The sequence below is a fragment of the Oceanobacillus chungangensis genome (assembly GCF_003369565.1).
Taxonomy (GTDB): Bacteria; Bacillota; Bacilli; order Bacillales; family Amphibacillaceae; genus Oceanobacillus; species Oceanobacillus chungangensis.
In genome coordinates this window covers 205,069-217,145 of the sequence record NZ_PIOD01000011.1, presented here as the reverse complement: position 1 = coordinate 217,145, position 12,077 = coordinate 205,069, and the positions used below count along the sequence as shown (strand labels likewise).

The following is a 12,077-nucleotide window of genomic DNA, read 5'->3' as shown; positions in this document are numbered from 1 at the left end:
TGAGAATTATTACTCCATAACCTGTTACAAAAAATATGAAATGTAAATGCGGATGGTGCAATAATGAAACGAACAAAGACAGAGCGTCAATTATTGTTAAAGGAGAAAATAGAAGAGACTCCATTTATAACAGATGAACAGCTTGCAAAGTTTTTCACTGTAAGTATACAAACAATCCGGTTGGATCGAATGGAACTTTCTATCCCAGAACTTAGAGAAAGAATCAAATATGTTGCAACTAATCAATGGAATGAAACGTTAAAGGCATTACCATTAGAAGAAGTAATTGGTGATATTATTGATTTAGAGCTAGATAAACGTGCCATCTCTATTCTTGATATTACATCTGAGCTTGTCTTTTCGCGAAATAAAATCGCAAGGGGTCACCATTTATTTGCACAGGCAAACTCGCTTGCTGTTGCGGTAATTAACGATGAATTGGCACTTACTGCTAAATCTGAAATAAGGTTTACAAGACAAGTAAAGGCCGGTGAAAGAGTAATTGCGAAGGCAACTATTGAAGGAAAAGAAAAAGGTTTAACGATTGTAAACGTGAATAGCTATGTAGGGAAAGAAAAAGTATTTACAGGAATCTTTTATATGTACCAATCCAATGATCAAAAAGGGGAAATATCAAATGAGACTAGCAGTTGATGCAATGGGTGGCGACAATGCACCAAAGGAAATTGTTGAAGGTGCAATGGCGGCTGTGTCCCAATTAGACGATCTGCAGATAATATTAGTAGGCGATGAAAATAAGATAAACCCTTTTCTAACAAACTCAACTAATATAAATATTATCCATACGGAAGAAGTGATTACTGGTGATGATGAGCCAGTGAGAGCTGTCCGCCGCAAAAAAAATGCATCGCTCGTTCTTATGGCGAATGAAGTAAAAGAAGGGCGAGCAGATGCATGTATTTCTGCAGGCAATACTGGGGCATTAATGAGTGCTGGATTATTCGTTGTTGGCAGGATTCCTGGAATTGACCGTCCTGCTCTTAGTCCTACCTTACCTACGATTGATGGTAAGGGTGTTCTGATGCTTGATGTAGGTGCAAATGTTGATGCAAAGCCATCGCATTTGGTTCAATATGCGATAATGGGCTCTGTTTATGCAGAGAAAGTGAGAAACATTAAAAACCCAAGAATCGGCTTATTAAATGTCGGTACTGAAGATGGTAAAGGGAATGAGCTAACAAAAAAAGCATTTTCAGAATTACAAGCAGCGCCAATTAATTTTATTGGCAATGTAGAAGCACGTGATATTTTACATGGAGTTGCGGATGTTGTTGTTACTGACGGTTTTAGTGGCAATATAGCATTAAAAACGATTGAAGGCACTGCACAAACGATTTTTAAATTATTGAAGGAAACATTAATGTCGTCAATGAAAACAAAGCTTGCTGCAGGGATGCTAAAAAATGATTTACTTAGCTTAAAAGATAAACTGGATTATTCGGAATACGGTGGTGCTGGTTTATTTGGTTTAGCTGCCCCAGTCATTAAAGCGCATGGTTCGTCAAATGCACGTGCAATCGCAAGCGCAATTAAGCAGGCGAAACATATGGTCGATAATGATGTAACCAATACTATTAAAACGACGGTAGAAACAATTAAACTAGATAAGGAGTGAGCGTATGAAACGTGTAGCATTTATGTTCCCAGGACAAGGTTCCCAGGCTGTAGGAATGGGGAAAGAGTTCTATGATCAATTTCCAGAAGTTAAAGACCTGTTCAATCAAGCAAATGATTTGTTAAATAAGGATATTACTTCGTTGATGTTTGAAGGCCCTGCAGAAAGCTTAACGGATACAGAGAACGCACAACCAGCATTGTTATTAACGAGCATAGCGATACATAAATTACTTACAGGTGCAGAAATTAGTCCGATGATGACAGTTGGTCATAGTCTAGGTGAATATAGTGCATTAGTTGCAGCAGGAGCATTGTCAATTGAAAGTGCGTTACCGCTTGTTGCAACTAGAGGTAAATTAATGGAAGAGGCATTTCCTAAAGGGCAAGGTACAATGGCAGCTGTACTTGGACTATCACAAGAGGAAATTGTACAAGCTCTTAAGGGAATAACAGAAGAGATTGTTGACATAGCCAACTTAAATTGTCCTGGACAAGTTGTGATATCCGGATCTCAAGCAGGAATTGAAGAGGCATCAGCTCTACTAAAAGAGCATGGTGCAAAGCGTGTCCTGCCGTTAAACGTTAGTGGACCATTTCATTCAAGATTAATGAAATCGGCAAATGAAGAATTCGCTAACTATTTAAATGAAGTTGAAATTCATGATGCAGCTATTCCTGTGTATGCAAATGTTTCAGCGCAGCCAGTTGTTTCAAGCAATGAGATTAAAGAGCTATTAATCAAGCAATTGTACTCCCCGGTTCGTTTTGAAGAGTCCATTCGTCATATGCTGGAACAAGATGTGGATGCATTTGTTGAGGTCGGAAATGGAAAAGTACTTTCTGGATTATTAAGAAAAATTGATCGAAAAGCACAAACATTTGCAATCCAGGATATGAAATCAATGGATGAATTTATCGCATGGTACAAGGAGGATGCATGATGTTAAAAGGTAAAAGTGCATTAATTACTGGAGCATCCCGTGGAATTGGTCGGGCGATCGCTTTAGAACTAGCAAAAAACGGTGTGAACCTTGTGATTAACTACGCAGGAAATGAAGCAAAAGCACAGGCGGTTGTAGAAGAAGTAGAGCAGCTTGGAGTAAAAGCATTTAAGGTTCAAGCAGACGTAGCAAATGAGACAGAAGTAAAGGCAATGATTAAAGAAGCAATCAGCCAATTTGGAAGCCTTGATATTCTTGTGAATAATGCCGGTATAACCAGAGATAATTTGTTAATGCGAATGAAAGAGGAAGAATTTGATCAAGTAATCAATACGAACTTAAAGGGCGCCTTTATTTGTTCAAAAGCGGTAACGAGACAAATGATGAAGCAAAAGGCTGGTAGAATTATTAATGTTGCTTCCATTGTTGGCGTTAGTGGCAATCCAGGGCAAGCGAACTATGTTGCAGCGAAGGCTGGTGTGATTGGCTTAACAAAATCAACTGCAAAAGAACTCGCATCAAGAAATATTCTTGTGAATGCTGTTGCACCAGGATTTATTTCAACTGATATGACGGATGTGCTTACAGAAGAGCAGAGAGAGCAGATGCTAGCACTAATTCCATTAGCGAAGCTTGGAGCGCCTGAAGACGTGGCTAGGGTTGTTCGTTTCCTTGCATCAGAGGACGCAAATTATATTACTGGGCAAACCATCCATATCGATGGTGGGATGGTTATGTAACTCTAAAATTCTGGAAACTACTAGCAAATAATTCATGAGTTCGAGGAATGGCTGTTTGCTCAGAATAATAAGATTTTTATTATCATTTTTTGATAACTAGATTTTTTATTAAAAAATCTTTATACTACTTGGAGGGAGGTGAAGTAAATGGCAGAAGTATTTGATCGTATCAAAACAATTATTATCGATCGTCTTGATGTTGAAGAGTCTAAAGTAACGATGGAAGCATCTTTCAAAGATGACCTTGAAGCTGATTCTCTAGACGTTGTTGAGCTTGTAATGGAGCTTGAAGATGAATTCGATTTGGAGATTGCTGATGAGGAAGCTGAAAATATTAATACAGTAGGTGACGCTGTTAACTACATAAATAGCAAACAGTAATTAGTCCCAGTCTACATTAGATAACATGGTTGTCACCAAGCTTTTAGGTGATAGCCATAGTTGGCCTTATGTAGTGAGAAAGTTTTTATACTTTTTTACCTACCAAAAAATGAAGTCTCGCTATATGCGAGACTTTCTGCATATTACAGACTAGAGGTGACATTATGGATGTTGCACAATTAGAAAGACAGTTAAAGATGACCTTTAATAATCATGATTTGATTAAACAGGCTTTTACACATTCATCCTATGTTAATGAGCATCGGCACGAAGTTATTTCGGATAATGAACGCTTGGAATTTCTTGGTGATGCAGTTCTTGAATTAGGTGTATCACAATATTTATATCGGAAAAATAGCGATATGCCTGAGGGAGAATTGACAAAATTACGTGCTGCTATCGTTTGTGAGCCATCGCTAATGGATTTTGCACAGAATCTTGAATTTGGTAAATTTTTACTGCTAGGTAAGGGAGAAGAACAAACCGGTGGTAGAGAACGTCCAGCTATTTTAGCAGATGTATTTGAATCATTTCTTGGTGCTGTCTATTTAGATCAAGGCTTTGAACAAGCGTTACAGTTTCTAAAAGATCATGTTTTTCCGAAAATATCAACAGGTGCTTTTTCGCATGCGATGGATTATAAAAGCCAGCTGCAGGAATTAATACAAGCAGTTAAAAATCAAGGGATTGAATATAAGATTGTTGAAGAAAGAGGCCCATCCCATGATAAAGAATTTATATCCCAAGTATTAATTGGCAATGAATTAGCTGGAGAAGGACTCGGTAGAACTAAGAAAGAAGCTGAACAACGAGCTGCAAAACACGCATTAGACAAGTTCAGTGAAATAAATAGATAAAGAAATCATTTGAGTCGAACAAAGGCTGTGATTCGATATTGAATCACAGCCTTTGTTCGACTTTATTTAATTCTAACACCTGCTAATTCTTCAAGGAATGCTTGTGTTTCGAGTGTAGATAACTTTCCCTTCTTAACTACAATATCATAGAGAAATTTTATATCATCATATTTTTCTAGATCATAATCTTCCGCATCCAATAATGAAACATTAACGACCTGTAGCCTTACTGCTAAATCATTTAACAAATGTTTTAAATTTTCTTCTGAAGCAATTGATAAATCCATTTAATCCCTCCTCGTTATCCAAAATTAAAGTGACAATAAGTATAAGTAATGTGTAAGCTTCTTTTGTTTCTCATTTTATGATAAAATAAATGCGGTAAAAAGCCAACTGTTTAGTGTAGCAGTTTAAATTACAAGGATTATTCGTTTTTTATTAATTATTAGCGAGAGTGTACGATGATATTTCCGGAGTAGCGCATGAAGAGAAGACTATTTGTTAGCTTCATTAACTGGAGATAACAATACTAATAAATCCGCCTGAAATAAATAATGATAATAACGTGTATTTTAGAACAGAGATATACCACTTATTAAAATAAGTGATTATGGCCGTCGGATAATGGCTTGGGCGTTGCCCTAGTTTCTTAGCTTATATGTGCAACCAAGGTTGTCACCTAAAGGCTTGGCGACAAGTGAGTTTGTGAATAATAGGAGAATTTAGTATGTATTTAAAACGAATTGAGAGTGTAGGGTTTAAATCATTTGCCGAGCGGATAAATGTTGAATTTGTACCAGGAGTGACGGCGGTTGTTGGCCCGAATGGAAGTGGTAAAAGTAATATCATAGATGCAATCCGCTGGGTGCTTGGCGAGCAGTCAGCGAAAGCGCTGCGTGGTACGAAAATGGAGGATATTATTTTCCAAGGTAGTGATACGAGAAAGGCTTTGAATGTAGCAGAGGTTACGTTGGTGCTTGATAATGAGGACCATACCCTCCCATTAGATTATGATGAAGTGAGTGTAAGCCGCCGAGTTTACCGTAGTGGAGATAGTGAATTTTATATTAACAAGCAATCTTGTCGTTTAAAAGATATTATAGATTTGTTTATGGACTCTGGACTTGGTCGAGAAGCATTTTCCATCATTAGTCAAGGTAAAGTGGAAGAAATTCTCAGCTCTAAACCGGATGAACGTCGGACTATTTTTGAAGAAGCAGCAGGAGTATTGAAATATAAGCAACGGAAAAAGAAAGCGGAATATAAATTAGCGGAAACACAGGAAAACCTAAATCGAGTGGAAGATATCATTTATGAAATTGAACAACAAATAAATCCACTGAAGGAACAAGCGGAGACAGCAAAGAAGTATAAGGAATTAAAAGAAAAATTAAAGCATCAGGAAATTTCTTTTTTAATTGCAGAAATTGAAAAATTACATAATGGATGGCAAACACTTCTTGCTGACATTGAAGACCAAAAGTCAAAGGAGCAAGGTCTGCAATTATCAATCCAACAAAAAGAATCTGCAATCGAACAAGAAAAACAAAGAATTCAAGCGCTCGATGAAGAAATGGAAGCACAGCAGTCTCGATTATTAGCAACAACCGAGCATTTAGAAAAATATGAAGGTCGAAAACAACTGCTGCATGAGCGTACGAAACATTTTGATGAAAATAAACAAAAGCTTGGTATCCAAAAAAATGAAACTGCTGTAAAGATTGGGACGATGCACGAGGAACTCATAAGGGAACAAAAGAAGTTAAGTGATATACAGGCAGATCGTCAAAAAACAAAAGAAGCGATTAAAAACCTGCAAGCAAAATTAGAAATAAGTAAGGAAACGATTTTCGATCAAATTGAAGATTTAAAATCAGACTATATTGAGCTACTCAATAATCAAGCTGCAAAGCGAAATGAAAAGCAGTCGATCCATAGTCAATTAAAGCAAATTACTGGTAAAAAAGATAAACAGGCCGATAAATTCCAGGATTTATTAAAAGTGCGAGAAGAATTACATGAGAAAAAGGTAGAAACGGAAGCCGCATATAAAGTACAAAATAAGGAGTACTTAGAAACGGCAGCTGAGATTAAGAATCTGAAGTTTCGATTAGAAACGGCTAGGAATTCATTTCAAGAATCACAGTCGAAGCTTTATAAAGGTTATCAATATATTGAAAACTTGAAGTCCAAAAAGGAAATGTTAGATGAAATGAAAGAGGATTTCCAAGGATTCTTTCACGGTGTGAAGGCTGTTTTAAAAGCTCGAGAGGAAAATCAATTAGAACATATTGAGGGTGCGGTAATTGAACTGATTGATGTACCAAGTAAATATATTACGGCGATTGAAACAGTTTTAGGTGGACAAGCACAGCATATCGTCGTTAAAGACGACCAAGCTGCCCGAAATGCAATTATGTGGCTGAAGCGTACAAATAATGGGCGTGCAACCTTTCTACCTCTAAAATCCATCCAAGAACGGTTTATTACAATGGATATGGAGCAGAAAGTTAAATTACATCAAGGTTATATTGGTATAGCTGCAAGCCTAGTGAATACGAATGAACGATACGAAAGAGCTGTAAATCATTTGATGGGACATGTTATTATTGCAGAATCCTTGAAGGATGCAAACGATATTGCGAAAATTGTCGGGCGTAAGTATCGCGTCGTTACACTTGAAGGTGATGTTGTAAATCCAGGTGGATCGATGTCAGGTGGTGCGCAAAAGAAAACGAATCAATCGCTGTTTACACGAGAAAAGGATATTCAAGAAATAACAGAGAAATTAACTGCATTCCAAAAGAAAATCCTTTTATTTGAACAAAAAGTTCAGCGAGAAAAGCAAGAGATAGTTACTAGTGAAGAACAGCTTCAACAAGCTGAAGTGACATTATCAGTTAAACAGCAAGAAATTCAAGAATTACAAGCAACAGTAAGAGAAGTAACATTAAAGTTGGAATCATTGAATGATAATCTGTCTATCTATGATCAGGATAAAAACCAGTATATGCAGGACAGCAATACATTAAAAACACGCGACGAACAATTAACGAAAGAACTAGAAGTGATTGCGAATCGTTTGGAATCTATCCAAAAACAGATTGACGACTTATCAGAACAGGAATCTAAGTTCAAAGATAATCAGGAAAAACTGCAAAATGAATATTATCAACAACAAGTTATACTTGCCGAGCAGGATGAACGAGTGAAAAACCAAAGAGAAAAGGCAAGGATGGCACAAAATCAACTCGAGGATTTGCAGGAACAATATGATACGATGGCCGTTGAATTAACGAATTTAGCAGAAATGGAACAATCAACGGAGACAGCGGAGGAAATTGATCAAACAATTGAAACCAGCCGACTGGAAAAAGAAGAGATTACAGCATCCATTCAACAAAAGAGAGAGGAACGTACGAAACGAACAGAGCGTAATATAGGTCTTGAAACCGAATTAAAAGAAGAAAATAAAAAGCATCAAATTTTCGTACAAGCAATTCAGGAAAAGGAAGTTAAAGTAAATCGTTTAGATGTTGAGTTAGAGAATCGCTTAAACCATTTACAAACCGAATATACAATCACATATGAAAAAGCGAAGCAAATGTATGAAAAGGCAGAGGATATTGAGGACGCGAAGCAGATTGTCAAGGAACTGAAATTTAATATTGAACAGCTAGGTTCAGTTAATTTAGGAGCAGTTGATGAATATGAACGTATCTCGGAGCGATATACATTCTTATCCGATCAAAAAAATGATTTAGTCGAGGCAAAGCAAACACTCTACACGGTTATTAATGAAATGGACGAAGAGATGGAGAAACGATTTGATTTCACTTTTAACCAAATAAAAGATGAATTTACTGTCGTTTTCAAACAATTATTTAATGGTGGACATGCAGAACTAAAATTGACGGATCCGAAAAAATTATTGGATACAGGGGTTGATATTGTAGCCCAGCCGCCAGGGAAAAAACTCCAAAACTTAAGTCTATTATCAGGGGGAGAACGTGCGCTAACCGCAATAGCATTATTATTTGCGATATTACGGGTGCGCCCAGTTCCGTTTTGTATTCTTGATGAAGTAGAAGCAGCACTAGATGAAGCGAATGTCATTCGCTTTGCTAAATACGTGAAAACGTATAGTGAACAGACACAATTTATTGTTATTACTCATCGTCAAGGAACGATGGAGGAAGCCGATGTTTTATATGGGGTGACCATGCAGGAGTCTGGTGTCTCACGACTAGTTTCTGTTCGCTTAGAGGATACGAAGGAATTAATTAATTTATAGGGAGGTAATTTGAGATGGGATTCATGGATAAATTAAAAAATCGATTTAAGAAAAATACAGAAACAGAAGAGGTTTCCGAAAAATATAAAGAAGGCATGAAAAAAACGAGAAATTCGTTTTCCTCAAAATTGAATGATCTAATGGCAAGATATCGCAAAGTAGATGAGGATTTCTTTGAAGAATTAGAAGAGGTACTGATTACTGCCGATGTTGGTGTAATGACTGTTATGGATTTAATCGAGGAACTAAAGATGGAAGTGAAGCGTCAAAATATTAAAGACACAAAAGAAGTAAAAGACGTCATCTCCGAGAAACTAGTGGAAATATATTATGGTGATGATGAGGAACAAGTGGAATCTTTGAATATACAAGAGAAAGAATTAACTGTTATTTTAGTTGTTGGTGTAAATGGTGTTGGGAAAACAACTTCCATTGGTAAGCTAGCAAATCAATTGAAACAGAAAGGCAAACGGGTCGTATTAGCGGCGGGAGATACTTTCCGTGCTGGTGCGATTGAACAGCTTGAAGTGTGGGGAGAACGTGCAGGTGTCGATGTTGTGAAACAAAGTTCAGGCAGTGATCCGGCTGCAGTTATATTCGATGGGATTAAGGCTGCAAAATCACGAAATGCAGATGTATTATTATGTGACACAGCTGGAAGACTTCAAAATAAAGTAAATCTGATGAATGAATTATCCAAAGTAAAACGAGTGATAGAGCGAGAAGTGCCTGGAGCGCCACATGAAGTTTTACTCGTTCTTGATGCAACTACAGGACAAAATGCATTGAGTCAGGCGAAAACTTTCTCAGAAGCTGCCGATGTTACCGGAATTGTATTAACGAAATTAGATGGAACAGCAAAAGGTGGAATTGTCTTGGCGATACGTCATGAGCTAAACCTTCCAGTGAAATTTGTCGGGCTCGGTGAACAAATAAATGATCTCCAAGAGTTTGATGCAGAAGCCTTTGTATATGGGCTGTTTGCTGACATGCTCGAAGAAGAGTAGAAAGCAATATCCCTTGACAGAACGTCAAAATCCAGTATGATATAATGTAAAGGATTTTCACTTAACAAGGGGTGAATAGGATGCTAGAAAAAGCGAACAGAATAAATTATTTATTGGATTTTTATCAGGCATTGTTAACACCCAAGCAACGGAATTATATGGAATTATATTATTTAGAGGACTATTCCCTTGGGGAGATTTCCGAGTTATTTAATGTGTCGCGTCAAGCAGTATATGATAATATAAAACGTACAGAAGCAATGCTTGAAACCTATGAAGAAAAGCTTCGTTTATATGAGAAATTTAAACAACGTGTATCGCTTATTGCTGAAATTGAATCATCCATAACCGATACACATACGTTAGATTTGATAAAACAATTAAAAGAATTAGATTAGGAGGACACCTTCTATGGCATTTGAAGGATTGGCCGACCGCCTGCAAAGTACAATTAAAAAGATTACTGGTAAGGGGAAGGTTTCTGAACAAGATGTAAAAGAAATGACCCGTGAAGTACGCTTAGCATTACTGGAAGCAGATGTAAACTTTAAAGTGGTAAAAGATTTAATCAATCGAATTAAGGAACGTGCGGTTGGACAGGAAGTAATGGAAAGTCTAACACCTGGACAGCAAGTAATCAAAGTTGTAAAAGAAGAATTGACAGATTTAATGGGTGGAGAACAAAGTAAGATTGCTGTTAGCGATCGTCCACCAACAGTAATTATGATGGTAGGTCTTCAAGGTGCTGGTAAAACGACGACAACCGGTAAACTTGCTAACTTATTGCGCAAGAAATACAATCGTTCACCATTACTCGTTGCTTGTGATGTTTATCGTCCTGCAGCGATTAAGCAGTTGGAAACACTTGGCGAGCAATTAGATATGCCAGTATTTTCACTAGGGACAGAGGTTAGTCCGATAGATATCGCAAAGCAAGCAATTGATAAGGCTAAGAACGAGCATCATGACTATGTCATTATTGATACTGCAGGTCGACTTCATGTAGATACAGATTTAATGGATGAGTTACAACAAATCAAATCAACAGTAGTACCTGATGAAATTTTCCTTGTGGTTGACTCCATGACAGGGCAGGATGCAGTTAATGTTGCTGAGAGCTTTAATGAACAATTAGATATCTCAGGAGTTGTCTTAACGAAGCTTGATGGTGATACACGGGGCGGTGCAGCGCTTTCAATTAAGGCTGTTACTGGCAAGCCGATAAAATTTGCTGGGATGGGTGAAAAACTCGATCAGTTAGAAGCTTTCCATCCTGAACGTATGGCATCAAGAATTCTTGGTATGGGTGACGTTCTTTCTCTAATCGAAAAAGCGCAGACTAGTGTAAATGAGAAACAAGCAAAAGAACTAGAAGAGAAAATGAGAACCATGTCATTTACGTTTGATGATTTCCTAGAACAGATGGGGCAAGTAAGGAAAATGGGACCCCTCGATGAGTTAATATCGATGCTTCCAGGTGCAAACAAAATGAAAGGTCTTAAAAATGCACAAATAGATGAAAAACAAATTGTGCATGTCGAAGCGATTATTCAGTCGATGACCAAAAAGGAAAGACAAGATCCAAGTCTTATGAATGCAAGTCGTAAGAAAAGAATTGCCAAAGGCTCAGGGACAAATGTTTCCCAGGTCAATCGTTTGCTCAAACAATTTGATGATATGAAGAAAATGATGAAGCAAATGACCAACATGCAAAAGGGTAAAAAAGGCAAAGGAATGAAATTTCCATTCATGTAAAAAAATTAAAGCAAAGGCTATCGTCTAGTGTCGCCTGAGCTTGACGTGGCCTGTTCACGTGAAAAAATACTGACTGTATTTTATACTTTTTAATGTTGTAATGGAAAAATACTTTACAGACTAATAATTATCTGTTAGAATCTTAAATTGTGAATAACATTTTTATGGAGGTGCAAATAAATGGCAGTTAAAATTCGTTTAAAACGTATGGGTTCTAAAAGAAATCCATTTTATCGTATCGTTGTTGCTGATTCACGTTCTCCTCGTGACGGACGTTCTATTGAACAAATTGGAACATACAATCCAGTAGTTAATCCAGTTGAAGTTAAAATAGATGAAGAAAAAGCGCTTGATTGGATGACAAAAGGTGCAAAACCAAGTGATACAGTTCGCAATCTATTCTCAAACGAAGGCATCATGAAGAAATTCCACGAAATCAAAAACCAAAAGTAAAGTGGTGTGAT

General features: G+C 37.2%; 12 protein-coding genes. 11 read left to right on the top strand and 1 reads right to left on the bottom strand.

The genetic code is table 11. The features are described 5' to 3' along the window. Positions 1 to 63: 63 nt before the first annotated feature. The 6 genes from fapR (at position 64) to rnc (ending at position 4,557) form a co-directional block, all read left to right on the top strand. Entirely contained in the window at positions 64 to 654 is a 591-nt protein-coding gene (gene fapR / locus CWR45_RS11140) for a transcription factor FapR (protein WP_115749937.1), read from the top strand. Next, the gene (gene plsX / locus CWR45_RS11135) at positions 638 to 1,636 is read left to right on the top strand and encodes a phosphate acyltransferase PlsX (RefSeq protein ID WP_115749936.1); all 999 of its coding nucleotides are present in this window, start codon (positions 638 to 640) and stop codon (positions 1,634 to 1,636) included. Before fapR ends, plsX begins: the two co-directional genes overlap by 17 nt. Positions 1,637 to 1,640: 4 nt before the next feature. Continuing rightward, on the top strand, positions 1,641 to 2,579 hold the full coding sequence (fabD, locus tag CWR45_RS11130) for an ACP S-malonyltransferase (RefSeq protein WP_115749935.1): 939 nt from the start codon (positions 1,641 to 1,643) through the stop codon (positions 2,577 to 2,579). Next, the gene (gene fabG / locus CWR45_RS11125) at positions 2,579 to 3,319 is read left to right on the top strand and encodes a 3-oxoacyl-[acyl-carrier-protein] reductase (protein ID WP_115749934.1); all 741 of its coding nucleotides are present in this window, start codon (positions 2,579 to 2,581) and stop codon (positions 3,317 to 3,319) included. Before fabD ends, fabG begins: the two co-directional genes overlap by 1 nt. 147 nt (positions 3,320 to 3,466) lie before the next feature. Continuing rightward, positions 3,467 to 3,700 (top strand): acyl carrier protein, encoded by a 234-nt coding sequence (locus tag CWR45_RS11120; protein ID WP_115749933.1) that lies wholly within the window; start codon positions 3,467 to 3,469, stop codon positions 3,698 to 3,700. A 164-nt stretch (positions 3,701 to 3,864) separates the two neighbouring features. Continuing rightward, positions 3,865 to 4,557 (top strand): ribonuclease III, encoded by a 693-nt coding sequence (gene rnc, locus CWR45_RS11115; protein WP_115749932.1) that lies wholly within the window; start codon positions 3,865 to 3,867, stop codon positions 4,555 to 4,557. Between the two features lie 62 nt (positions 4,558 to 4,619). On the opposite strand, the gene CWR45_RS11110 is transcribed toward rnc, so the two are convergent. Continuing rightward, positions 4,620 to 4,844 carry a DUF1128 domain-containing protein gene (locus CWR45_RS11110; RefSeq protein WP_115749931.1) on the bottom strand — a complete coding sequence of 75 codons (225 nt, stop codon included), beginning with the start codon at positions 4,842 to 4,844 and terminating at the stop codon, positions 4,620 to 4,622. A 440-nt stretch (positions 4,845 to 5,284) separates the two neighbouring features. Between CWR45_RS11110 and smc the strand changes: the two genes are divergently transcribed. The 5 genes from smc (at position 5,285) to rpsP (ending at position 12,066) form a co-directional block, all read left to right on the top strand. Further along, positions 5,285 to 8,851 carry a chromosome segregation protein SMC gene (smc, locus tag CWR45_RS11105; RefSeq protein WP_115749930.1) on the top strand — a complete coding sequence of 1,189 codons (3,567 nt, stop codon included), beginning with the start codon at positions 5,285 to 5,287 and terminating at the stop codon, positions 8,849 to 8,851. A gap of 14 nt (positions 8,852 to 8,865) precedes the next feature. Further along, positions 8,866 to 9,858 carry a signal recognition particle-docking protein FtsY gene (ftsY, locus tag CWR45_RS11100; protein WP_115749929.1) on the top strand — a complete coding sequence of 331 codons (993 nt, stop codon included), beginning with the start codon at positions 8,866 to 8,868 and terminating at the stop codon, positions 9,856 to 9,858. 80 nt (positions 9,859 to 9,938) lie between these two features. Then, positions 9,939 to 10,256: a putative DNA-binding protein gene (locus CWR45_RS11095; RefSeq protein ID WP_115749928.1), complete on the top strand. Its 318-nt coding sequence runs from the start codon at positions 9,939 to 9,941 to the stop codon at positions 10,254 to 10,256. Between the two features lie 13 nt (positions 10,257 to 10,269). Beyond that, entirely contained in the window at positions 10,270 to 11,613 is a 1,344-nt protein-coding gene (ffh, locus tag CWR45_RS11090; protein ID WP_115749927.1) for a signal recognition particle protein, read from the top strand. Positions 11,614 to 11,793: 180 nt separating this feature from the next. Continuing rightward, positions 11,794 to 12,066: a 30S ribosomal protein S16 gene (gene rpsP, locus CWR45_RS11085; protein ID WP_115749926.1), complete on the top strand. Its 273-nt coding sequence runs from the start codon at positions 11,794 to 11,796 to the stop codon at positions 12,064 to 12,066. Positions 12,067 to 12,077 lie beyond the last annotated feature (11 nt).